Raw genomic sequence first — 24,860 nt, 5'->3', positions numbered from 1 at the left:
AAGGTTGGCACTATCAAATGAAACAATACCGTCATTCTCTTAAGAATTGTGGCATAACTCAAAGTATGTCTCGCAAAGGAAACTGTTATGACAATGCCGTTATTGAAAATTTCTTCGGTATCATGAAATCGGAATTTCTGTATCGAAAAGAATTTGAAAGTATAACACATTTCAAACAAGAATTAGCAAAGTATATAGAATACTATAATCATAAAAGAATTAAGGCAAAATTAAAGGGTATGAGCCCAGTACAATACCGGGCTCATACCCTAGAGCCTGCCTAATGAAACGACCTGTCTAACTTTCGGGGTTCACTTCACCCTGAACGGCTTTTCTAATTAAGTTAAATCGCGTTTTAAAAACACAGTATATGAAATACATAAAAATACGAACAAATAAAGTAGTAACATACATGATGCAAATGGGAATGTTACTCCATCAATAAAACTTCCATTCTTTGAAATACTATATAAATCTGTGTTTGCTGGCAATAAATATTTCGCCCAGTTATATCTAGTGGCTGCTAATAAAGCAATATTGCCTGATAAAGCAAGGAATAGCGAAATACCAATTGCACCTCCACTAGATCTCGTTAACACAGAAATCATAAATGCAAACGATGCGTACACAACCGTTGGTAACCACGATAAAACATAATATTTACTTGCTTCTACAAAAATATTTTGTTTTATAATATTTCCATCTTGGAAAATAAACTCACTCCATGCAGGCTGTTGGAATTTATAAATAACAAGTCCACATAAAGCGGAGAAAATCATATTAAATATAAATAATAAAGCTGCAAATATAACGATTGCTAAAAACTTTGCTGTTAAAATTTTAAATCGACTCGCCGGACGGATTGTTAAAAATTTATATGTTCCCCAGCTATATTCATTCGCAAAAATTGTACTTGCATACACGAGGATAAATGGGAGCAAAATTGGAAATACGATAAAACCTGTATCTCTCATGAAAGAAAATGGAGAACTGCTTGCCGGTGCTGTATCCGTATCTAAATGCTTCATTTTAAGCTGGTATTCTTTTACAAGCTCATCCCCTGATTTTTCTGCTAAAATAGCTTCTTTTTTCATGCCAAGCTTTTTCTCAATTTCTACAGTACGTTCTGTATAATCTACTTTCCATCCTTTTGTTTCCGGTTCAAAATACTTTACCGTAACCCATCCTAATCCGATTATTAATACTGCAATAACTGCAAATGGAATAATCGTTCGCTTCCGCTTAAATATTTTATACAGTTCGTTATATACTAAATTAAACAATATCTTTTCCCCCTGTTAATTCTAAAAATTGCTCTTCTAACGTTTTTCTTTCTTCATATACACGATACACTTGAATGTTTTTCTCAAGCAATGTACGAATAACATTTGGGATTTCTTCATCTTTTACGTGAATAATTAATTCATTATCTTTTACTAAAACATCATGCCCTAACATTTCCGCTGCTTTATTCGCATCATCTACACGTATACGGATTGTCTCCATCTCTTCACTTTGACTATGCTGAATGTTTTGCGTAGCCACATATTCCCCGTGCTGAATAATGATAACTCTGTCACACATTAATTCAACTTCTGAAAGTAAGTGACTCGATACAAGTACAGCTTTTCCTTGTTCATGTGCAATTTTTTTTATGTACATTCTCATTTCATGTATTCCACTAGGGTCTAATCCATTCGTCGGTTCATCTAGTACCAACACATCCGGATCGTGAATAAGCGCCTGAGCGATTCCTAAACGTTGTCTCATGCCAAGTGAATATGCTTTTACTTTACGATTAATTACTTGTCCCATTCCTAACAATTTCACTACTTCATCGATACGTTCTTCGGTCACATTACCATTCATTCGTCCGAAATATGTTAAATTTTCATACCCGCTCAAAAAAGGATAAAATTCGGGTGTCTCAATTACCGCCCCAATTTTCGCAGCGGTTTTTTCAAATTGCTGTTTCACAGATTGACCATCAATCCATACTTCACCTTCTGTCATACGGATCATACCAACCATCATTCTCATTAAAGTCGTTTTTCCAGCACCGTTTGGTCCGAGTAAACCGACAACCTCGCCTTTTTTCACTTCAAAACTAATATTTTGTACAAGTGTCTTTGAGCCAATTCGCTTCGTTAACCGATCGACTTTTACAATTGATTGTTCATTTGTCATTCTATACAACCTTTCCTTCCCATTCTTTGTCAGGTCTTTTCACTGTAACATGATTATTTTTATGTGTAAAATAGAAAAAAGCATGATTTCTCATGCCCTTTCTTTTAATCGCAACGAATTTTCATCTTTTAAACTTCGAACAAATCGATAACATTGCATCATCGTTATTAAAACGACAGTCATCATAATTATACTAATAATTACAACTGCATATATTGTAATTGGCGCACTATTTACTCCTTGTATCCCTGCGATTTTCATAAAGATAACCGTGAATAATTTCAAAAATAGCATCCCATTAATTAATCCGAAAACAAATGCTGCTCCATAAATGAATAATTGCTCCTGACATAATAAACATAGTACTTCTTTTCTTTTCATATTTTCTGCTACATAAGATGTAAACTCCTCTCTCCTCACTAGCAAAAGGGAGGACATCATTTTATATGTAGTAAAAATACATATGAAAATTAGTACAATAAACAGTGTGTAAAAATACATTTGAAATACAAATGTATCCCCTACTTTCCAAATGGCTCCTTCATTAAATTGTAACGATATCATAAAAAACAAAATCATAGTACTCATAGCAATCCAAATAAATTGCTTCATCCTTTTGGTAGCAAATGTTCTAATATTTTTTCTCGCTAACCGACATAAAGACATAAAATTCTTCCCCTACCTTATTACATACGCATTCTATACTACTAGTGTATAAAAATATGACATTTTAAACATCGCACTACAATCGGAATTTCTTCTAAGTCTTTAGTCCTAGAAAACGAAATGATAAAAAAATCACATTTAGAATATAATTGTAAAAAGGAGGAGATTGCATGCGTATAAAATTACTATCAATCTTGTCTTTATTATTACTCACAAGTTGTAGCCAACTAAAAAACAATGAAGTTGCCATTGTTGAGCCATACAAATTAACAAAAGAGCAAGCTTCTATTTTACAAATGACTCCTTTTCAAGAAGGAAATAGCATGTTTTATAACATTACGCTTAAAAATGATAAAGATGAAATAAATGCTACAATTGATTATTATAACAATGGTAAAAAAACAAAAGAAATTGCTTACATTGCTACCTCACATTTTCTAGACAAGAAAATAAAACTCTCTTTCATATCGCCATACCCCCACTCTAATGAAGATGTACAAGAAAAAGGGCAATGGTATATTAATATTAATGGTGGTTCAACACTTGTTCCTGAAGAAGCGCCACCAAGCGTAAATAGCTCTGCAACTACTACAATCCAATTCATAAAAAATTTAAAATACAATCAAAAAACAGTTTTAGCTGCTGTAATCCAAACCAGTAAAGAAACTGTAAGCATTCCTACCATTGATGAAGAAACAGGTATTGATCTACTCTTAAAAGAAAATGAACACGTTTATCTATTTAGTATCGAGCTAAAAAAAGAACAATAAAGCGGAGATGCAACTTAAGTTGCATTTCCGCTTTATTGTTTAATAAGGTGTACTTTTATGGATCTGAATTAAATCCATTTTCTGTTACTACTATTACTCGTCTTCTACTTCTATTCTTTTCTTCTCTCTTGCAATTTTTAAAAACTCTAGCAGCTCTGGATTACTATTCATTTTTTTGTAAGCCACTGACATTTCTGCAACAAAATTAGAATCATATAACTCTTTATATACAACTTCTGTTTTATATAACTTATTTGCCGACACCGGTATTACTGTAATTCCAATTCCTGCTGCTACAAGCCCCATAACTGTTTGATACTCTGTTGCTTCTTGTACAATACGCGGACTAAATCCAACTTCTCTGCAAAGAGATAAAATTGTATCATACAAAGCTGGCCATACTGGTCTCGTAATAAATACAAACGGCTCATCTCGTAAATCTTCTATATGTATTTCATCTTTCTCTGCAAGTGGATGTGCCTTTGGTAAACATAAGGTGCATGATAACCTTTGAATTGGCTCTAATTCTAATAATTGCGTTGGAATTGGTGGACGTAAAAAGCCAATATCGATACGGTTATCATGAAGTGCATGAACTTGATCTGGTGTTGACAATTCATGTAATGCAACAGACACTCTCGGAAATTTCTTTCTATATTCCCTAACAATTGATGGTAAAATATCATATATCGCCGCACCTACAAAACCAATTGAAAGTGATCCTACTTCTCCCCTTTGCGCACTTTGTGCAACTTCTACTGCTTTTTCAATTTGTTCAAACGCCTTTTTTACTTCTTTTAAAAACATTTCTCCTGCTTCTGTTAGTTCAACCTTTCTTTTCGTTCTTGAAAATAATGTAACTCCCATTTCTTTTTCTAATTGCTGTATTTGTTGACTAAGTGGTGGTTGTGTCATTTGTAAACGAGCAGCCGCCCGTCCAAAGTGTAACTCTTCTGCCACAACAACAAAATATTGCAAATGCCGTAATTCCATTTTTGGACACCCTTTTCACTTTCGATTAATATGTCTAATATATTAATAACATATAATTTATATATTAGACAAATATTTTGAATGAACGTATAGTAGAAATTGTTAATTCTTTTTTACAATTTTTATGTAAAAAAAGAAAGAGGTGGTTACTGTATGAAATGGTGGAAGTTAAGCGGACAAATTTTATTACTATTTTGTTTCGCTTGGACAGGTGAATGGATTGTAAAACAGGCACACCTCCCAGTTCCAGGAAGTATAATCGGTATTTTTTTATTATTAATTTCATTAAAATTTAACCTAGTTAAAAAAGAATGGATACAGGACGGAGCAGATTTTTTATTAAAAGAACTTATTTTATTTTTCATCCCTTCTGCAGTCGCTGTCATACGTTACAGAGATACACTAACACAATATGGAATCGATCTCATTTTAATTATTATGATTAGCACTCTTTGCGTTACCTTAGTTACAGGACTTTTAACAGAATTGCTACTAAAGCGGAAAGGATCAACGCAATGATCGGATTTCTTTGTTTACTATTAACACTATTCACATATTGGCTATCAAAAAAAATGTATCAACGCTGGAATTGGAGTCTACTTTCTCCTCTTCTCGTCTGTCCCATTATTTTAATTGCTTTATTGCTCGGATTAGATACACCTTATGAAACATATGAATCTGGTGGTCACTGGTTAACTGAATTATTAAAACCCGCAACAGTTGCTTTTGCATGGCCAATCTATAAATACTTTGATTTATTAAAGAAACATGGAATGGCTATCTTACTTAATGTCATTGTCGGTTCGTTTTTATCAGTCATTACTTCAGCACTACTAGCAAATTATTTTCAAATTGATTCATCACTAGAACATAGTTTAGCGCCACATATCGTAACAACACCAATCGCAATGGCTATTTCAGAAATGATTGGTGGTATGTCACAATTAACTGCTGTATTTGTCGTTTTAACTGCCTTAACAGGAGCATTGCTCGGCCCTTCTCTCATACGTATTTGCCGTATTAAAACAGCAATTGCAAAAGGTATTATGTTAGGAACAAGCGCAAACGGAACCGGTACATCAAAAGCATTCGAAATCGGTCCTGTGGAAGGAACAATTGCAAGTTTATCCATGCTTTTAACAGCAGGCGCTAGTTTAGTTATCGTTCCGCTTTTCTTGTCTTGGATACATTAAAGAAGCAAGTATTTACATGCTTGCTTCTTTATTTATATATTGGCACAGCAATTCATAATCCTCTGGAAAAGCTAAACACAATTGTTCAACTTCATATATCCCTTTCCAAGCAATTTCATGTATTAACTCATCAGGATCTTGGATTTTCATATTACCGCCTATTTGTTTAACAAAATAATAATGGACATACACTGGAATTCCGTATGTAATACCCTCTTTTTCATATATTTTATTTACAACTTCCACATTGTAACCTGTTTCTTCCCAAACTTCCCTGATACAACATTCTTCTAGTGTCTCTCCCTTTTCAAGTCCTCCACTTGGGACAGACCACCTTTTTTCTTCTCCCTCTTTGCCCTGCAATACCATTAAAACTTCATTTTTTTCATTTACACATACCGCTGCACTACCTATCCATCTCTCCATAAACATCCCTCCCCTACTAAAATTCGCCTTCTTTATTATTTTCCCCTGGAAAAAAAGAGGAAAATAATAAAACAATGACGAAAAGTTACATCAACTTCATAGACAATCCCTTCTTAGAAATTAAAACTGGAAGGATGAAAATATGATTTCTAATTATGTTGTGGAATGTGTCTTTTGTGAAGAAAATCGAAAACCTCGCCAAGCTATTGTCACAGTTCCCGCCACTACTCAGCTACTAGCCCTTGAAAAAGTGCGCGCGGAATGCAAACGTCGCTTCGGAAAAACTGTATTATTGCAAACAGAGATTAAAGAAGAAATAATTTTCGAACAAAAAGAAAGCTGACCATAAATTGGTCAGCTTTCATATCCGATCATATTTTCACATGAAGATTAGGGGCATCCTCTTTAAGGATCGGGATTTTCCCATTATGTACGTTCCATAATGGTCATCGAACAATATATTTCTATGCAATTAACTATTGAATAGAATAGGGCAAAACTTGTTCGCATTTTTAGAAAAGGGATAGGGATATAATTCAAGTAGTACTTCGAATACTCGAACTTTACACTCATAATATTAAAACAAATCCTTTTATATGGGAAATATGAATTACCTATATAATTCATTCGTAAAATATATTAATAGTTTGCTATATTAATTTTATCCCGCTATTTATAGGTAGTAACCCCCTACTGATTATAATTTCACTTTATTCCATCAATAGCATACATCCAGCTAAAACCGGTGTCATAATCATCGAAAACCTCAAAAGCGTTCGCGGTGCATAATTTGTAAACTTCGCGCCAATGTATGCCCCTAACATGGTCCCAATCAATACTTGCAATAACAATATATAATCTAAATATCCTTCCGAACTATATCCTAGCCCGCCTCCAATTGCAATCGGTAATATAACAAGCATTGTTGTCCCTACAGATTGCTGAATCGTAAGTCCCAATAGAACCATTAATCCAAGTTGAATAAACGGTGCAGAACCAATCCCAAATGAACCAGCCATCATTCCAGTAACTAATCCAAGGCATACACATTTCAACAAGTAGTTCACGGAAAACTCTTTATGTTTATATAAAGACGACTGTTCTTTGTTTTGGAACATAATTAATTTAATAAACATAAAAATTGCCGATAAAAATAACATCCCAGCTGTAAACCAATGAAGAAGATGTGCTGGTATAAGTGAACCAAATTTAGAACCAATATAAGAGCCAATTGCGCCAAATCCCCCAACAATCCCGCCTATAATAAGTGCAACATTGCCTTCACGGTAATGACTTACAACACCTGATAATGTCGTAAATGCCATTGCAGTTAAAGATGTTGCAAGAGCAACATGAATAGGAATTTGGAATACTAAAGTGAGTATCGCAATAATAAACCCAGCTCCTCCAGCTCCAACAAATCCTAATAAAATACCCATTACTAACATTGTTATAATAATTGCCACAGACTTTCCCTCCAGTAACACAATTATCCATCATATTTATCCTTACATACAAATAAAAAGCATCCTAGACGGATGCTTTTTATTTCAATGATATGTACTTAATCTTGATTGATCAAAATAACTGCTGGACCAGCGACCACCACTCCAGCTACTTCTATCTTTTCAAATTCCTTTACTGTAATAGAGATAACTCCTTCTCTTTCCATCAATTCTTTACTCAGGACATCAGTCGGGATTGCTTTCACCGTCTTACCTCCTTTTCATTTATACAATATGATAAAGTGAAACTTTAATCAGTGGGGTTTTTGTCCGTACTTATTGATTATTAACCCTCACCAATCGGGCGAATAATCACCCAATGCATCTATATATATGCATCACCTCCGCTTTCATTCCTTATTCCATTCAAAAACCTTCTCCACCTTCCGTGACATATTGAAAAATAAAAAAGAAGCTATAACATATAGCTTCCCTCTACGTTTCTTTAATCTTTATGCACCGTATATTCCATGACTTTACCATCTCTATCAAATTGTAAAACAAGCTGTTCGCTATCTATTGGAATAAAGCCACGTTCAGTCCCAAGATAATACAAAGTGATAACCCCTTCTTCCCCACTTCTCGTTTCCGTTGGAGCTCCTAACAATTGTGTAATTTTTTCATTTGATTTCCCTATTAATTTATATTTTTGTAATAGATCATCTACCATATGTACCCGCTTATCTGCATGATTTAACCATCTATTTTGATTAAACTTTGATGTATATTCATTTACACTTAGTTGTACAGTGCACACTATTAATGGTATGAGTGCTACTATTAAAACCCCCAACATTTGCTTCTTTTCTTCATTACGATTTTTAGAAACATATAAAATAGCCCTTTGAATCATGACTAATAAAACAAATGGTATAAATACTCCAAAAATGCTCCTTACACTTAAGCGTATATGGACCATATCAATGACGAATATAAATACAATGTACATTACTATATACAAACAAAAATAGACATACAAAATGCCACGTAGCATAGCGTTCAGAAAGATCTCTCCTTTTAACTCACTATATAATTCATCCGGCTAATCATTTCTCGAATCTGTTCTAATTCTTGCACTGTATATACTACTTTCCCTGCTAAGATTTCATTTCTGAAGAACGTTACAATTTGCTCCCGATCTTTTAATCTAGGTGTTTCCTCACTAGAAAGGTCTACTATTGCTTTTCCATTTTTATTATAAAAATATACAACTGGTTTTACCTTTTCTTTTATACTATTAGCCTGCATTTCTTTCAAACAACTGTATAAAATTTGAGATAGTTTCTTCGCCTTATATACTGGATTCCCTTCATTTTTCACTTGTATAGTTGACGAATCTTTACCTACTATATATTCAAATGTCTCTTCTTTTTCAACTTCTTGTTGATACTTACCCATTTCATCAATCATAAATGAATATATACCAGCATTTTCTTTCGTTAAACCATGAATTAATTTCTCTCCCCATTCTTTCGTCTCAAGTAGATAAATACCAGTTTTGCACAAGATGAGATGATGGATTCGATTATCATTTATTTCACTATTATTTTTAATAAAAACATTCGGCATGATTTGAAATTCAGCATCTAATATGATGCCTTGCTCTATAAATCCCCGTTTCATATAATGTAATGTCTCGTACGTATTCATTTCAGCGCCGTTTTTAGTATATTCTCGTAAATTTGCAATTAATTTTTGAAACATATGTATTTCATTATTATGTTTATTTTGCATTTCACTACGTTCTTTACTATGCTGCATAGCTAATTGATTTTTCATCATACGCATATTTTCAATTTCTCTATTTGCACTTACTTGTAAATCATTGTATTTTTTCTGTTCCATATTTTTTAAATTATTTTGTTGTTCTGTATGCTCTATCACCGTAGCTGCAATTTCATTTTTATACGTTTCAATAGCTTGTTTCTTTTCAAATTCTACTTGCTGACTCTCTGATTCTAACTGTTTATTTTTATAAAACAGCACAAATACTACAGCTAATAATATTAAAACCGCACCTATTAGCACATAATTCATATTTTTACCCCTTTATTTCATTTTCGATTATTTTTTATAAATATATCTACTATAGTATACTATGGTTTCGATATAGACTTTGTAAAAGTTGTATATTTTTAATAAAAGGCACCTCTGACGGGGCACCTTTTATTTTCACTCTATTGTACACCATACTGAATATAACTTGGATCGTAGTATACCCATTGATTTGTCCCTAAGCAAAGCCATCCATCTTGCTTACTCCATACTCGATACGATTCACCATGATGTAACTGTCTTATAACATTTCCTTTTAATGATGGAGCATCACGCAAATTTACATTATCACCAGTAATAGTCGCCACATAATGTTTATACTGAATATAACTCGGATCATTATATACCCACTGATTTGTCCCTAAACAAAGCCATCCATCTTGTTCTCCCCAAACTTCATATGTTTCGCCACGATTCAATTGGCGAATTACACTAGACTGCAAAGATGGTCCACTTCTCAAATTCACATTATCTCCATTAATTATAGCAACTCCGTACACTGGAGTTGCATTATTAGGCGAAGAAACATTACCTCCACCACTTGATCCATTCCCTTGTAAAGCTTCTAATGAAACTGCAGCTGATACATCACAATTTCCTACACCTGAAATTTGTCCAGAATCTGTGTACTGCCATGCTGTCCACGCTGTCCATCCACCAGCATCAGCAGGAGGTGTACTCGAGTATCTAGCAATCCAAAGCGGAATATCGCTTAATCCGCTAATTCCGAACTCGTTAATATACCAAACTCCTGTATATAACATTACATCTTTTCCAGTAGCCTGTTTCACATAATTTATGAAGCTCCTTGCCCAATTGGATATAGCGCTACCAGTTAAATTACTATCACTCGGATCTTTTGGTGATTCTAAATCCAGAACTGGCATTAAGTCTGTCTGGTTATTTTGTAATATACTCACAAAATATTTCGCCTCTGAAATTGCATCATTTTGTTCTGGGCGTGCAAAATGGTATGCACCAATTAATACATTCGCATTTCGGGCTGCTTGTACATTTTTAGTAAAAGTAGGATCAATGTAATTTACACCTTCTGTCGCTTTTGCATACGCTGCTGGAATTCCAGATGCCTTCACTGCATTCCAATCAATATTCCCTTCCCAATGAGACACATCAATAAACGTAACATTTGAACTTGATCTGTTTTGCATATAAAATCTCCTATCAATTTTTTTACTTCGTATACATACAATATGTACAAGTTTCATAAGAGGACACGACATTTATGCTACAGAAACAAAGAGTAAATATATTTTGTATACAAAATATAAAAGACCTTGTATTTACAAGGCCTTTTGCAAACTCCCTTTATTTTGTAACAAGTACATATTATAATACAAACCTTGCTCACTCAGTAATTCTTGATGTGTTCCTCTTTCTACTATCTCTCCATCATGCATCACAAAAATTTGATCTGCATCTTGAATTGTAGATAACCTATGCGCAATAGCTATCGTCGTTCTACCTTTTCGCATTTGTTGCAACGCTGTTTGAATAGCCTCTTCTGTTTCTGTATCGATATTAGCTGTTGCTTCATCTAATACTAATACTTTCGGATTCGTTGCAATCGTTCTAGCAAAAGCAATTAATTGCCGTTGACCGCTTGAAAATGCTGCTCCTCTTTCTACTACTTCTGTTTCATACTGATTTGGTAACTTTTCAATAAACGTATTCGCTTGAACAAATCGAGCAGCTTCTTTTACTTCTTCATCCGTAATTTCTTCATTATACATACGAATATTTTGCTTTACATTTCCAGCAAATAAAAATGCATCTTGCAATACGAGTCCTATTTTCTTTCTAATTTCTCGTTCTTCAAATTTTTCTAAACCTACACCGTCTATTACAATATTTCCAGACTTAATATTATAAAATCGCATTAACAAATTCATAATCGTACTTTTTCCGCTACCAGTATGCCCAACAAAAGCAACCGTTTGCCCTTGTTTCACGTGAAATGATACATTTTTTAAAACGTCACGCTTTCCATCATACGAAAAAGTAACATTTTTAAATTCAATCTCTCCATCCACTACTTGAGGATTCTCATTTCCTTTTTGAACTGGTGCTAAATCTTTTTCATCCATTAAATGAAATACACGTGATGATGAAACAAGTGCCTGTTGGAAAAAGGACAATTTCATCATCATCTCATTTACAGGTTGGAAGAAACGATGTATATAGTTAACAAAAGCATATAAAACTCCTACTTCAACAGGGCTCTTTAAAGCATCAATCCCAAATAAACCTAGTACTAACGCAATAGCTACAATATGTACTAAATCTGTAGCTGGTCGTAAAAGTAATGCGTCTAACTTCAACGTACGTCGTCCTGCACTATAATGTTTATTATTCACTTCTTCAAACTCTTTTCTCATACGTTTTTCTTGTCTGAACACTTGAACAATATTCATTCCTTGTATGGACTCGTTCAACTTTGCATTTAACACGCTTAGTTGATTACGTACTTCTAAATAAAAAGCTGCACTTTTCCGGCGATATAATACCATAATCGCAAACATTATCGGAATTAATACGAGAGAAAATAACGCTAATTTTACATCTAATAAAAACATCGCTATTAAAATACCTACTAAAAAGACTACATTTTTCACAAATGTTGATAATACACTCACATAAAAATCTTTAATCGCTTCCGTATCATTCGTTATGCGCGATACGAGCGTACCAATTGGCGTACGGTCAAAGAAACTTAATGACAGTTTTTGAACATGTTCATATACTTCAACTCGCATATCTTGAACAATCTTAAAAGCAATGTTCTGAAAGTACAATAGATTTAAATACGTAAATAATACTTTTAATAAATGAGCAACTATGTAAATTACAAATAAAGTAACGAGCGCTGATCGTTCAAAATCCCGCGGTACTAGGTGTTCATCGAGGAATTGTTTAATTAAAAAAGGCCCCATCATTTCCGTTACTGTCGCACCAACTAAAAAGATAAATGCTAAAGATAGCAACCCTTTATATGGCTTCATATAAGAAAGCAATCTACTTAAATCACTTCGCTTCTTCTCTACCATCATACGCCTCCTTTCTCGACTAAAGCTTCTAATTGCTGGCTTTCATACATTTCCTTATACCAGCCGTTTTCCTTCATTAATTCCTCATGTGTACCTCTTTGTACAATTCTACCTTCATCAACAACAAGAATAAGATTGGCATGCTGAATTGCACTTAATCGGTGTGCAGTAATAATCGTCGTTTTCCCTGCTCTTTCCCTCTTTAAGGCACTTAAAATTGTCTCTTCTGTTTTTGCATCTACCGCTGATAAACAATCATCCAAAATTAAAATTTCAGCATTTGTTAATAAAGCACGAGCAATAGAGATTCGCTGTTTTTGACCACCAGATAACGAAACGCCTCTTTCCCCTACTACTGTTTCATATCCTTCTGAAAATTGGAGGATATCATTATGAATACAAGCAATATCTGCAGCTTGGGTAATTTCATTATATGTAGCATCCGCCTTTCCAAAAGCAATATTCTCACCAATACTTGCTGAAAATAAAAAATGATCTTGTGGCACATATGAAATAGCAGAACGGACACCATGAAGTGTTAAATCTCGAATATCTCGCCCCCCAACTTTTAATTCACCATTAAAATGATCATACTCACGGATTAAACATTTTAATAAAGTCGTTTTCCCTGCACCTGTACGTCCTACAACTCCTAGCGTTTCGCCCTTCTTCAAATCAAAGTGAATATCGTTTAAATGTAACAGTTCATTTTTCTTATACGAAAATGAATCAACGGCAAACGAAACATTACCGCTCGCTATCGTATGTACAGCATCTTCTCTATTTACTACATCTGATTTTTGTGAAAGAATTTTTTCTACACGGTCATATGAAGCACGCCCACGCTCCATAATATTGAACAACCATCCAAACGCTAACATTGGCCAAACGAGGGTACCTAAATATGTCGTAAATGTAACGAGATCACCTACTGTTAATTCACCTCTTACAACTAATACCGATCCGTAACATACTGCAATTAAAAAAGAAAATCCAACGATAAGAGCGATTGTCGGATCAAATAACGAATCAATACGTGCAACTAACACATTTTTATGCACAACATCTTCTGATTTTTTTCGAAACGCCTGCAAATCTTCTTTCTCTTGTCCAAGCGATCGAATCACTTTCATTCCACTCATACTCTCTTGCACTTTATCATTAATTTCCGAAAACGATTGCTGTGCTTTATGAAACCTTTTATGTAATAACGTTCCATAATAATTTGTCGAAATGGCTACAATCGGCATCGGAATTAAACTTAACAATGTTAACTTCCAACTAATTGTAAAACCCATCGCTACGAGTACACATCCCCCAACAGCTAATGAATCAACAAGCGTTAAAACACCCGCTCCAGCAGTTTGCTGGATCGCTTGAATATCATTGGTCGCATGTGCCATTAAATCACCTGTTCGATTTGAATGATAGAAAGATGGACTCATCTTTGTAAAATGTTCATATAAATTTTTTCGTAATTGGCGAGCTAATTTTAACGAAGACCCGAAAATCATAATACGCCATATGTAACGTAATATGTACATCGTAATACCTACAATTACTAATAGTACAACCCAATTTAGTAACTTATTGGTCGTCAATGTTCCATCATTAATTTCATCTACAACGATTCCAATTACTTTTGGTGCTACAAGTTCTAAAAGTGCAACGCCAAATAATAAAATAATTCCGGTTATGTACGCTCGTTTTTCTTGTTTGAAAAACCACGCTAAATTCATAAACACTTTCATTTTTTTCCTCCTCCCTTAAAATGAGCGATGTTTTCAGTTTACCAAAAATACAGAATTTTTAAAAGTTTCAAAAACTGTAACTAACAAAAAGAAAGACACTCTTAGTGAGTGTCTTTTAGCGCTTATTTCATTTGTTGCTTGTTCATCGCGCTCATCATTTGATTGATTTTCTTTTGGGAAGGTTTTTGTCCCATTTGCATCATCATCATTTTTAACATTTGTTCGTTAATTGGTGGATTTTTTTGTAAGTAATTCATCATGTATTTGCGGGCAATGAAAAATCCTAACGCCACGCCTGCTACTAGTGCTACTACGCCCACTAGAATACCTAACCAAATTGGCATATATTTTCCTCCTTCATGTTGTCTACCTTACAGTGTACTAAAACCTTTTCAATAAGACAAGATACAATTCGACATTTTTTACACATATGTTCGTACTTGTTTTAGAGGATTCAGCCATCCGTACTTTGTATTTTCATAATCCATAGCTAAAAATGTTAATTCACACTTTCTTAACACCTCAAAGAAAGTCGTTTCCATAGAGACATTTCCAGAGGTATTCATACGAATATAGTGCGGTTTCACCATTATTTCACCGTACTCCGCTCCCGTATAAAGTGTATGTGTATGATGTGTTCTATCATATTTACCAAGAACGCGCAAAGCTTGTTCTAATTTATGATGAATTTTCATTACTTGCAATGGTTTCGTTATATACATCATTTGTTTATATAACACTTTTTTCTCCGAAAGGGACCCAGATTCTGAAAATCGAGCAAATAAATCAAAAAACAAATATTCACGACCAAAATAAGATTTCGCAATATCCTCTTGAATTAAATACAATTCATACGTTTTCATTTTTCCCCTCCCAATCTGGACAACCTTTTCTCTTCATTATATATAAGAAAATTTGCAATGATTGTCTGACTGTGGAGAGATAAAAAACTTTTTCTGTCGAAAAAACTCATTTACATAGAAAAATCTCTCCATGCCGGAGAGATTTTTCTGAAATCATTAAAGCATTTCTTTTACTTTACGAACAACGTTCTCTACAGTAAATCCATACTCTTCCATAATCTTCTCACCAGGAGCAGAAGCACCGAATGTATCGATACCTAACACATCTCCTTCAAGACCTACGTAACGGTGCCATCCGAATGTAGCACCCATTTCAATTGCGAAACGTTTTGTTACTGCTTTTGGTAATACAGATTCTTTGTACTCTGCAGTTTGAGCTTCAAAACGATCCATAGATGGCATGCTGACAACAGCTGCGTCAACGCCGTCTGTTGCTAATGCTTTTTGAGCTTCAACAGCTAGGCTTACTTCAGATCCAGTTGCAAGTAAGATAACATCAGCCGTTTCTTTCTTGCTTGCAGAAACTACATATGCACCTTTTGCTACTTTTTCATAGGTATCATCTTTTGCACCTTCTAATGTTGGAAGGTCTTGACGAGTTAATACTAAAGCAGTTGGTTTGTTTGTAGATTCTAAAGCCAGTCTCCAAGCTGCAACAGATTCGTTACCATCAGCTGGACGGATAACAGAAACGTTCGGCATTGCACGAAGCGCTGCTAATTGCTCGACTGGTTCATGTGTTGGACCATCTTCACCAACAGCGATACTGTCATGTGTGAATACATACGTTACTGGCAATTGCATTAATGCTGCAAGGCGAATTGCTGGACGTAAGTAATCAGAGAATACGAAGAACGTACCACCGTAAGTTTTTAAACCGCCATGTAGTGCAATACCGTTCATTGCTGCACCCATTGCGAACTCACGTACACCGTACCAAATGTTTTTACCGCTGTAATCGTCTCTTGTAAAGTCTTTTTCGTTATTCATGTATGTTTTGTTAGAACCAGCAAGGTCAGCAGATCCACCGAAGAATGATGGTACAGATTCTGCAATTGCATTAATTACAGCACCAGAAGAATTACGAGTTGCTGCTTTTGATCCTAATTCATAAGTTGGTAAGTTTTGCTCCCAACCTTCTGGAAGTTGACCGTTCATTGCTGCTTGGAATTCGTTTGCTAATTCTGGGTATGCTTGTGCATATTCACCTAGCATAGTGTTCCACTCTGCTTGCGTAGTTTCACCAACATCTTGTACTGCTTTACGGAAGTTGTCGTACACCTCTTCTGCTACGTGGAAATCTTGCGCAGCAGTCCAAGCATATGCTTCTTTCGTTAATTTTGTTTCTTCTACACCAAGTGGAGAACCATGTGAAGCTGATTTTCCTGATTTGTTTGGAGAACCGAAACCAATTGTCGTTCTTACTTCAATTAGCGTTGGGCGTTTTTCGTCAGCTTTCGCTTCTTCAATTGCTTTCGCAATTGCTTCAATATCGTTTCCATCCTCAACACGGATTACTTGCCATCCGTATGCTTTGTAACGATCTTCTACACTTTCAGAGAATGAACGATTTAAATCGCCATCTAATGAAATATCGTTTGAATCATAAAGCACAACAAGGCGACCTAATTGTAAATGAGCAGCTAATGAAGATGCTTCAGCAGAAACGCCTTCCATTAAATCTCCATCACCACAAATAGCGTATGTATAATGATCTACTACATTATACGCATCACGGTTATATTTAGCAGCTAAATGCCTTTCAGCCATTGCCATACCTACAGCAGTTGCAATACCTTGTCCAAGTGGACCAGTCGTTGCATCTACACCAGCTGTATGACCGTACTCAGGATGTCCTGGAGTTTTGCTTCCCCATTGACGGAAGTTCTTTAAGTCATCCATTGTTACATCATAACCAGATAGGTGAAGTAGGCTGTATAATAACATTGAACCATGACCTGCAGATAATACGAAACGATCACGGTTAAACCACGTTGGGTTATTTGGATTGTGTTTCATAAATTGAGTCCATAATGTATAAGCCATTGGTGCTGCACCCATTGGCATTCCTGGGTGACCAGAGTTTGCTTTTTCAATCGCATCGATGGATAATGTGCGAATCGTGTTGATAGAAAGTTGTTCGATTGAATGTGACATGCTATTCTTCCCTTCGCTTATATTAGTAAACGTTTTATACATTTATATGATAGCTTCCCACGCAAGATTATACAACATGTATCGACAAATATGTTGATATTTTTTTGATTTTTTATAAAAAAATCAATGTTTCCGGGAATGTATGGGTATTCAATATGACATACTTTTTCATTATTTTTATTTTAAAAAGAAAGGGAATTATCTGTATATTTATACAAATTTCTTTTCTATACTTACTTTTTTCATTATGTTTTTAAAAACATAAAAAAGCATCTAACTTCGATGCTTTTCAAATAAGTTAAACAATCCGTTTCCGAATCGAACTTGAAATCAAATCAATTATAATTACCATTAAAATGATACCTAATAAAATAATCCCAACACGAGACCAATTCCGTGAACTCAGCGCAAAAATTAACGGTGTACCAATCCCCCCTGCTCCAATAACACCTAATATCGCAGCGGACCTTACATTAATTTCAAATCTGTATAACGTATACGATAGAAAATCCGGTAACACTTGTGGTAACACTGCATACCAAAGTATTTGAAATCGATTTGCCCCTGTTGCTAGTAACGCTTCCGTCGGTCCTTTATCTATGTTTTCAATTCCTTCTGAATATAGTTTCCCTAACATTCCAATAGAATGTAATCCTAGAGCTAATACTCCTGCAAAAGAGCCTGGTCCAACAGCTTTTATAAATAAAAGAGCCATAACTAATTCAGGAAACGTACGAACAAAACTAAGTACAAATTTCCCAGATCCTGAAGTTAATTTTCCACTACTCATATTCGTTGCCGCCCAAAAGGCAAACGGAACAGATAAAAATGCAGAAATAAATGTACCTAATATTGCAATTGCCAACGTATCAATTAATCCATGTAATAAATCTTCACCATCTGGCAAAGATACATACGACCAGTCTGGATTCAATATCCCTGTCATAATTGCTTTCGTGATTTCTCCCGCCGTTTCCTTTATTCCCTCTAGTGGTACTCCTGAAAAGGCCCAAACATAAACAAATGTAATTGCTATAAAAATAACCCAGCGATATATACTCGGTTTCTTCGGTTTTGGTACGATTATAGTCGTTTTACTCATTATAATTTCTCCCGCAACAATGTACTTACATAATCAATTACCAATACAACAACAAGAGTATAGATGATAATAGATGCAGTTTGTTGATATTGTAAAAATCCAAGTGTACGATCATAATATAGTCCAATACCACCTGCTCCTACTAAACCTAGGACAGCCGCTGCACGTACATTCACCTCAAATGTATATAGTACATAGGAAACAAAGTGTGCTTTTACTTGTGGAATGACTCCATAAACAATCCATTGCACCTTAGTAGCCCCTACAGCTGTCATCGCTTCTAATGGGCCAGGGTCAATTGATTCAATTGATTCATACAACAATTTCGCTACAAGTCCAATTGAAAAAAAAGTAAGAGCCAAAATACCTGGAAGTGGCCCAATTCCAAAAATCGCTACGAAAATAGCCGCCAATAATAAATCTGGTATCGTTCGTATAAAATTTAAAATCATTCGAGCTAGACTGTATAAAAATGTGTTAGTAAACACATTACTTGCTGCAAACAATGCAAGTGGAATAGCTAAAATCGCTCCTAAGGTCGTCCCAATAATCGCCATACGTATTGTATCTAACATCGCTGTTGTAATAACTTGAAAATAACTCCAATCAGGTGGCACCATTTCTTTCAATAGATCTACCATATTAGGAAAACCGTCTACCAGTTTTGAAAATGATGCATCTACTTGTACACTACTACTCCACAGCATTAAAATAACTAAAATAAACGTTAACATATGTTTCAATTTACTCGGCGGCTTCGGTATTTCATTTGAATATATCGTCACGTCATTCATTTTACTGCCACCTCTAATAATTCGCTTTTCTGAGCAACGTCCCCATAAATTTCAGCAAATTTTTCATCCGTTGCTTCTTCTACTAAACCGTCAAAAACAATTTCTCCTGCATGTAATCCGATAATGCGTGTCGCATATTGTCTAGCCAAATCAATAGAATGTAAATTTACAATTGTCGTGATTCCAAAATCTTCATTAATTTTTTTCAAATCATCTAGCACTTGCTTTGTCGTAAGTGGATCTAACGATGCAACAGGCTCATCTGCCAATATGATTTTTGCTTCTTGTGCCAATGCTCTAGCTATCGATACACGTTGCTGTTGTCCTCCTGATAATTCATCAGCACGTGCATATGCTTTTTCTAAAATATTCACTCTTTTTAACGCTTGAAATGCGAGCTCCACATCTTCTTTCGGAAACAAACCTAACGTTGTACGTAATGTGGAATGATATCCAACACGACCAGCTAATACATTTTTTAATACTGTTGATCGCTTTACAAGGTTAAAACTTTGGAAGATCATACCGATATCCCGGCGCATACGCCTTAATCCTTTTCCTTTCGCAGCAGTAATAGACTCACCTTCAATAATGATTTCTCCTTCGGTAATCTCATGAAGACGATTTACGGATCTGAGAAGTGTAGATTTTCCAGCTCCGGATAATCCGACCATTACAATAAACTCACCTTTTTGAATCTTTAAATTTATATTATTCAATCCCTTTGTTCCATTCGGATACATTTTGGAAACATTTCGAAACTCTATCACACATCTTACCTACTTTCAATGTATTATCAATAACTAAAAAACGGCAAACTAACTGAAATCTCACACCTTCCAGCTAGCCGCCACTTCACTATGTATTATTGCGTCTTCACTGTCTTTCCATATTCACGAACAATATCAAATTTACTATCATCAGATTTAATATATCCTTCATGAGAATATACTTCTTTAATGATTTTACGGCCTTCCTCATTTTTTCCAATTTCAATGAAAGCATCTTGTAATTTCTTGCTCCACTCTGCATCTAAATCAGAACGTACAGAAATTGTATCGTTCGGAATTTTCTCAGTAAATTTCACTATTTTCGTTTGATCAAATATATTCGGATAATCTTTTTTTACAATATTACGAGCATCTTGGAATACAACAGCTGCATCTACATCACCATTTAAAAGTGCAATAAGTGACTGATCATGGCCTTTTAATGTAACAGGTTTCACATCCTTTAGCGGATCAATTCCCTCTTTTAATAGAACAGCTGCAGGCCATACATATCCTGCTGATGATGTTACATCTTGATAACCAATTTTTTTACCTTTTAAATCTTTTACACTATTTATATTAGAGTCTTTTTTAACAACAAACTCAGATTTATAATAGTCTACTAAATCTTTTGTAGGAGCTCCTGTTTCATCCTCTACTCCAAAACGTTGTGCTTGCAAAATTACATTTGCAGCCTTCTTTTCATGTGCTAATACGTACGCTGTTGGCGGTAAAAATCCTACATCTACTTGTTTAGATGCCATCGCTTCTACAATTGTATTGTAGTTAGTTGAAATACTAACTTTTACCGGAATATTTAATTTATCGCTTAATAGCTTTTCCAATGGTTTTGCCTTTGCCTCTAACGTATCCGCATTTTGAGAAGGAACAAATTGAACATTTAAGGTCTTTGGTACATAACCTTTTTTCGTATCTTCATTTTTACTTGCACTTGACTCTTTCGTCCCGCAGCCACTTAATAATCCCGCCGCTAGTACAACTGTTGTACTCATTGCAAAAACTTTTTTCAACATATTAATGCCTCCATTTTTCTTGTTATAAAATAACCTTCCGTAAACATGAAGAAATATATCACATATTTTGATACACAATTGGTTATTTACAGAATCTTTACACATTCTATACATTCACATCAAAATTCACTTCACATATTTGATATGATTAATTGGAAGATAACAATAGAAAAGGTGAGTCATATTGGAACAAAATCAAACTGTAACTTTAAACATCTTATTAACAAGCGATATACATGGCACTGTTTATCCCATTCACTACCAAGATAACTCCCCAGCAGAACTTGGTTTAGCTAAAATTTCTACTCTTATAAAAAAAGAACGTTCCCAAAATACAAACGTTCTTTTAATTGATAATGGCGACTTTATTCAAGGAACACCATTTACTTATCATTACGTTACATACGAAAAAAACAAAAAAAATCCAATGTCCTTATTAGCGAATTACTTACAGTATGACGCTGCAATTATCGGCAATCATGAATTTAATTACGGGATGGATATATTAAATAATGCTGTGACTACTGCGAACTTCCCGTACCTATCAGCAAACATTTTAGATAAAAACATAAAAAAACCCTATTTCGGAAAACCTTATTTAATCAAACAGATTGAATCCAATATAAAAATTGCTATTTTAGGGGTAACAACACATTACATCCCAAATTGGGAACAGGCCCATCACATTAAAGATTTACTATTTGAAGATGCATTAAAGACTACAAAAAAATGGGTTTCTTATATTCGCGAACATGAGAAACCCGATTTATTAGTCGTAGCCTATCACGGTGGATTTGAAAGAGATTTACAAACCGGGGAACCGACTGAAGTGTTAACAGGTGAAAACCAAGGATATGCAATGTGCCATGAAATTGAAGGCATAGATCTTTTACTAACAGGTCATCAACACCGAGAAATTTCTCACACAATGGCTAACGGTGTAACAATTTTACAGACCGGATGCAATGGACACTCAGTCGGAAAAGTAAAAGTAACATTCGAAAAAACGAAACATAAATGGGTGAAAAAAGAGAGTTGTTCTGAATTATTATCTGTACAAGGAGTTGAGGCGGACCAAGATGTACTTTCATTGGTAGCCGATTACGAAGAGAAAACACAAAGGTGGCTTGATCAACCTATTGGAATCATTCAGGGGGACATGCAAATTTCTGATGCTATGCAAACTCGTTTGCATGATCATCCTTTTATCGAATTCATAAATAAAATACAGATGGATATAGCTAATGTATCAATTTCTTGTACAAGTTTGTTCCATAATACATCTCCAGGTTTCCCTGAACATGTAACAATGCGTGATATCGTTTCTAATTATATTTATCCAAACACATTAAAAGTAATTAGAATAACTGGAGCAGATATAAAAAATGCTCTTGAACTCTCTGCTTCTTATTTCACATTAAAAACAGATGGATCCATCACCGTAAGTCCTACCTACATAGAACCAAAGCCACAACATTATAATTATGATATGTGGGAAGGGATTTCATACGTATTAAACATTTCAAAACCAATTGGTGAAAGAGTAGAATCTTTACAGCATAACAGTGCTCCTCTTAATATGAATGAAGAATATGACGTTGTAATGAATAATTATCGTGCAAGTGGCGGGGGAAATTTCTTTATGTTTCAAAGCAAACCGATAGTAAAAGATATACCCACAGATATGTCTGAACTTATCGCTAATTATATATTGGAACATAGAACGATAGAAGCAACAGTTAATAACAACTGGAAAGTTATTAAATGACGATTTTTACAAATAAAAAAGATGGGCTTCGCCCATCTTTTAATTTAATTTTGCATTATCTTGCTTTTTTAAAGCTTTTAATTTCGTCGGTGTAACATCTGTACCTTCTTCGTTAACAACTTTAATACCTTTAAGTTCGTTTAACATATTTTGACGAAATCCTTTTAAATATTGTTCACGTAGCGATTGACGCTCACGTTGCTCTTCTTCAGTTAAACCTTCAGCTTTTGCTTTTTTCGCTAAGAAGTTAATGCGTTCAACGAGTTCGTGATTAATCATCTCGAATCCCCCTTCTAATCAAAACTGATTATTATCATACAATAGTTACTCTTCTTTATCAAGCAATTGCTTCGTATACTCTACATATCTACGATGTACAGTCGCCTTTGAAACATTATGACCAAATCCACGTAATGTTGCTGCAATTTCTTCAAACGTGAGTTCACTTTTTCGCAAACGTACAATTTCCTCAATTGGCACTTCTTTTTTCTCTCTTCCTACACTTAAATGACGATTTTTTAAATTATTTTCTGGACGATAACCTTTTTCTACTGCACGTTGCATACCTCGTTTAATTTTCAAATTATGAATCTTTCTTTGATATTCTTCAACAATACCAATAATATCTAATACCATCGAATCAGAATCCGACAATTGTAATTCACCATTATGTGTATGCGTATATACTTTTATGCCTTCTTTATGTAAACAATGCATTAATGCAATCTTCGCATTTCCTCTACCAAGGCGCGTTTCATCTTGTATAAGTAACACATCGATTTGTTCGTCTCGAATTGTATCCAACACCTCTAATATACCGTCACGTTCAATTGTATATCCACTAGCCTGCTCTTCAATCACCTTAGTAACATTCATTTGATAGCGCTCAGCTAAATGCAATAATTCATCTTTTTGACGTAATAATGATGTTTCTTGCGCTTCTTTCGTTGTACTTACACGTGCATAAATAATTGCATTCATTTTGAACCCCTCTTTCTCCCTATTATTTCCCTATAGTGTAACATAAATCCGCCATTTGTTCGAACTTATGTTTGTAGAATGTTTTTTCACATGTTATACTTATTAATAAGAAAAATGAAAGAAAACGAGGTGTTAGAAAACATGGAAAAGTTAACGAAACGCCAGCAAGACATTCTCGACTTTATTAAGCTAAAAGTACAAGAAAAAGGATATCCACCTTCCGTACGTGAAATTGGTCAAGCAGTCGGCCTCGCTTCTAGTTCTACAGTGCACGGACATTTATCACGATTAGAAGAAAAAGGATACATTCGACGCGATCCAACAAAACCACGTGCCATTGAAATTTTAGGTGAAGACCGAATGGATACGGAAACACAATCTGTTATTCAAGTTCCAATTGTCGGAAAAGTTACTGCTGGTTTACCAATTACAGCGGTCGAAAGCGTAGAGGAACATTTCCCACTTCCAGCTAGTATTGTTGCTGGAGCAGACCAAGTGTTCATGTTACGTATTTCTGGAGATAGTATGATTGAAGCTGGTATTTTCGATGGAGATTTAGTTGTTGTTCGCCAACAACAGTCTGCATATAATGGTGAAATTGTAGTCGCTTTAACAGAAGATAACGAAGCAACTGTTAAACGTTTCTATAAAGAAAAAGACCATTTCCGTCTACAACCAGAAAATTCTTCATTAGAACCTATCATTTTAAAACAAGTGTCAGTTATCGGGAAAGTAATTGGCGTATATCGTGATTTACATTAAAAATAATAAAAAGAAGAT

General features: G+C 34.7%; 28 protein-coding genes. 7 read left to right on the top strand and 21 right to left on the bottom strand.

Translation table 11 applies throughout. From position 1 onward, the window contains the following. The coding region (locus C4S65_RS30415; protein ID WP_142391537.1) for an IS3 family transposase at positions 1-284 on the top strand (284 nt) is incomplete at its 5' end. Between the two features lie 54 nt (positions 285-338). On the opposite strand, the gene C4S65_RS30410 is transcribed toward C4S65_RS30415, so the two are convergent. The 3 genes from C4S65_RS30410 to C4S65_RS30400 form a co-directional block, all read right to left on the bottom strand. Then, positions 339-1,283 (bottom strand): ABC transporter permease subunit, encoded by a 945-nt coding sequence (locus C4S65_RS30410; RefSeq protein WP_000482756.1) that lies wholly within the window; start codon positions 1,281-1,283, stop codon positions 339-341. Further along, the gene (locus C4S65_RS30405; protein ID WP_000180625.1) at positions 1,276-2,187 is read right to left on the bottom strand and encodes an ABC transporter ATP-binding protein; all 912 of its coding nucleotides are present in this window, start codon (positions 2,185-2,187) and stop codon (positions 1,276-1,278) included. The genes C4S65_RS30410 and C4S65_RS30405 overlap by 8 nt, the downstream gene beginning before the upstream one ends. Before the next feature lie 90 nt (positions 2,188-2,277). Beyond that, on the bottom strand, positions 2,278-2,853 hold the full coding sequence (locus C4S65_RS30400; protein WP_000050613.1) for an FtsX-like permease family protein: 576 nt from the start codon (positions 2,851-2,853) through the stop codon (positions 2,278-2,280). Between the two features lie 170 nt (positions 2,854-3,023). Here C4S65_RS30400 and C4S65_RS30395 point away from each other — a divergent pair, with 170 nt between their 5' ends. Further along, the gene (locus C4S65_RS30395; protein ID WP_086407559.1) at positions 3,024-3,623 is read left to right on the top strand and encodes a histidine kinase; all 600 of its coding nucleotides are present in this window, start codon (positions 3,024-3,026) and stop codon (positions 3,621-3,623) included. 93 nt (positions 3,624-3,716) lie between these two features. On the opposite strand, the gene alsR is transcribed toward C4S65_RS30395, so the two are convergent. Then, positions 3,717-4,616 carry an acetoin biosynthesis transcriptional regulator AlsR gene (gene alsR, locus C4S65_RS30390; RefSeq protein WP_000423234.1) on the bottom strand — a complete coding sequence of 300 codons (900 nt, stop codon included), beginning with the start codon at positions 4,614-4,616 and terminating at the stop codon, positions 3,717-3,719. 153 nt (positions 4,617-4,769) lie between these two features. Between alsR and C4S65_RS30385 the strand changes: the two genes are divergently transcribed. Further along, positions 4,770-5,135, top strand: coding sequence for a CidA/LrgA family holin-like protein (locus tag C4S65_RS30385; protein ID WP_000872375.1), 366 nt, complete (start codon positions 4,770-4,772; stop codon positions 5,133-5,135). Further along, positions 5,132-5,809, top strand: a complete 678-nt coding sequence (locus C4S65_RS30380) for an LrgB family protein (protein ID WP_000578965.1) — start codon at positions 5,132-5,134, stop codon at positions 5,807-5,809. Before C4S65_RS30385 ends, C4S65_RS30380 begins: the two co-directional genes overlap by 4 nt. A 12-nt stretch (positions 5,810-5,821) precedes the next feature. Here the strand turns inward: C4S65_RS30380 and C4S65_RS30375 are convergent, their stop codons facing one another. Next, entirely contained in the window at positions 5,822-6,235 is a 414-nt protein-coding gene (locus tag C4S65_RS30375; RefSeq protein WP_000442974.1) for an NUDIX hydrolase, read from the bottom strand. Positions 6,236-6,377: 142 nt separating this feature from the next. Here C4S65_RS30375 and C4S65_RS30370 point away from each other — a divergent pair, with 142 nt between their 5' ends. After that, on the top strand, positions 6,378-6,578 hold the full coding sequence (locus C4S65_RS30370) for a DUF3903 domain-containing protein (protein WP_000625226.1): 201 nt from the start codon (positions 6,378-6,380) through the stop codon (positions 6,576-6,578). 367 nt (positions 6,579-6,945) lie between these two features. Here the strand turns inward: C4S65_RS30370 and C4S65_RS30365 are convergent, their stop codons facing one another. The 14 genes from C4S65_RS30365 to C4S65_RS30300 all read right to left on the bottom strand — a co-directional run bounded on the left by C4S65_RS30365 (position 6,946) and on the right by C4S65_RS30300 (position 21,331). Further along, a complete protein-coding gene (locus tag C4S65_RS30365; protein ID WP_000974668.1) occupies positions 6,946-7,701 on the bottom strand; it encodes a TSUP family transporter in 756 nt (251 codons plus the stop codon). Positions 7,702-7,799: 98 nt separating this feature from the next. Next, positions 7,800-7,946 (bottom strand): BC1881 family protein, encoded by a 147-nt coding sequence (locus C4S65_RS30360; protein ID WP_000644411.1) that lies wholly within the window; start codon positions 7,944-7,946, stop codon positions 7,800-7,802. Between the two features lie 239 nt (positions 7,947-8,185). After that, positions 8,186-8,734, bottom strand: a complete 549-nt coding sequence (locus C4S65_RS30355) for a hypothetical protein (protein WP_103945767.1) — start codon at positions 8,732-8,734, stop codon at positions 8,186-8,188. Positions 8,735-8,757: 23 nt separating this feature from the next. Then, complete coding sequence (locus C4S65_RS30350) at positions 8,758-9,777, bottom strand: NERD domain-containing protein (RefSeq protein ID WP_001110281.1); 1,020 nt, start codon at positions 9,775-9,777, stop codon at positions 8,758-8,760. Positions 9,778-9,917: 140 nt separating this feature from the next. Further along, positions 9,918-10,964 carry a GH25 family lysozyme gene (locus tag C4S65_RS30345; RefSeq protein ID WP_001181395.1) on the bottom strand — a complete coding sequence of 349 codons (1,047 nt, stop codon included), beginning with the start codon at positions 10,962-10,964 and terminating at the stop codon, positions 9,918-9,920. 132 nt (positions 10,965-11,096) lie between these two features. After that, positions 11,097-12,860, bottom strand: coding sequence for an ABC transporter ATP-binding protein (locus tag C4S65_RS30340; protein WP_097821042.1), 1,764 nt, complete (start codon positions 12,858-12,860; stop codon positions 11,097-11,099). Continuing rightward, positions 12,860-14,611, bottom strand: coding sequence for an ABC transporter transmembrane domain-containing protein (locus tag C4S65_RS30335; RefSeq protein ID WP_097821043.1), 1,752 nt, complete (start codon positions 14,609-14,611; stop codon positions 12,860-12,862). The genes C4S65_RS30340 and C4S65_RS30335 overlap by 1 nt, the downstream gene beginning before the upstream one ends. Positions 14,612-14,733: 122 nt before the next feature. Beyond that, positions 14,734-14,955: a YneF family protein gene (locus C4S65_RS30330; RefSeq protein ID WP_001123317.1), complete on the bottom strand. Its 222-nt coding sequence runs from the start codon at positions 14,953-14,955 to the stop codon at positions 14,734-14,736. Between the two features lie 78 nt (positions 14,956-15,033). Further along, on the bottom strand, positions 15,034-15,474 hold the full coding sequence (gene sirA / locus C4S65_RS30325; protein ID WP_000860652.1) for a sporulation inhibitor of replication protein SirA: 441 nt from the start codon (positions 15,472-15,474) through the stop codon (positions 15,034-15,036). Between the two features lie 156 nt (positions 15,475-15,630). Beyond that, positions 15,631-17,631, bottom strand: a complete 2,001-nt coding sequence (gene tkt, locus C4S65_RS30320) for a transketolase (protein ID WP_000019765.1) — start codon at positions 17,629-17,631, stop codon at positions 15,631-15,633. A 298-nt stretch (positions 17,632-17,929) separates the two neighbouring features. Continuing rightward, positions 17,930-18,733, bottom strand: a complete 804-nt coding sequence (gene phnE, locus C4S65_RS30315) for a phosphonate ABC transporter, permease protein PhnE (protein ID WP_000047883.1) — start codon at positions 18,731-18,733, stop codon at positions 17,930-17,932. Further along, positions 18,733-19,527 carry a phosphonate ABC transporter, permease protein PhnE gene (phnE, locus tag C4S65_RS30310; RefSeq protein WP_001000775.1) on the bottom strand — a complete coding sequence of 265 codons (795 nt, stop codon included), beginning with the start codon at positions 19,525-19,527 and terminating at the stop codon, positions 18,733-18,735. Before phnE (C4S65_RS30310) ends, phnE (C4S65_RS30315) begins: the two co-directional genes overlap by 1 nt. Then, positions 19,524-20,297 (bottom strand): phosphonate ABC transporter ATP-binding protein, encoded by a 774-nt coding sequence (phnC, locus tag C4S65_RS30305; protein ID WP_097821044.1) that lies wholly within the window; start codon positions 20,295-20,297, stop codon positions 19,524-19,526. Before phnC ends, phnE (C4S65_RS30310) begins: the two co-directional genes overlap by 4 nt. A gap of 95 nt (positions 20,298-20,392) precedes the next feature. Beyond that, complete coding sequence (locus C4S65_RS30300; protein ID WP_000915063.1) at positions 20,393-21,331, bottom strand: phosphate/phosphite/phosphonate ABC transporter substrate-binding protein; 939 nt, start codon at positions 21,329-21,331, stop codon at positions 20,393-20,395. Positions 21,332-21,515: 184 nt separating this feature from the next. Between C4S65_RS30300 and C4S65_RS30295 the strand changes: the two genes are divergently transcribed. Further along, on the top strand, positions 21,516-23,099 hold the full coding sequence (locus C4S65_RS30295; protein WP_103945766.1) for a bifunctional metallophosphatase/5'-nucleotidase: 1,584 nt from the start codon (positions 21,516-21,518) through the stop codon (positions 23,097-23,099). A 39-nt stretch (positions 23,100-23,138) separates the two neighbouring features. Here the strand turns inward: C4S65_RS30295 and C4S65_RS30290 are convergent, their stop codons facing one another. Both C4S65_RS30290 and C4S65_RS30285 read right to left on the bottom strand, forming a co-directional pair. After that, the gene (locus tag C4S65_RS30290; RefSeq protein WP_000607015.1) at positions 23,139-23,378 is read right to left on the bottom strand and encodes a DUF896 domain-containing protein; all 240 of its coding nucleotides are present in this window, start codon (positions 23,376-23,378) and stop codon (positions 23,139-23,141) included. A gap of 45 nt (positions 23,379-23,423) precedes the next feature. Continuing rightward, on the bottom strand, positions 23,424-24,080 hold the full coding sequence (locus C4S65_RS30285) for a recombinase family protein (RefSeq protein WP_000991471.1): 657 nt from the start codon (positions 24,078-24,080) through the stop codon (positions 23,424-23,426). Positions 24,081-24,221: 141 nt separating this feature from the next. On the opposite strand from C4S65_RS30285, the gene lexA reads away from it, so the two are divergent. Continuing rightward, a complete protein-coding gene (lexA, locus tag C4S65_RS30280) occupies positions 24,222-24,842 on the top strand; it encodes a transcriptional repressor LexA (protein ID WP_000413738.1) in 621 nt (206 codons plus the stop codon). Positions 24,843-24,860: the final 18 nt, after the last annotated feature.

It is taken from the genome of Bacillus sp. ok061 (genome assembly GCF_900108285.1).
In the GTDB taxonomy this organism is placed as follows: domain Bacteria; phylum Bacillota; class Bacilli; order Bacillales; family Bacillaceae_G; genus Bacillus_A; species Bacillus_A thuringiensis_S.
The sequence above is the reverse complement of the archived record's forward strand: the minus strand, read 5'-3'. Positions and strand labels throughout refer to the sequence as shown.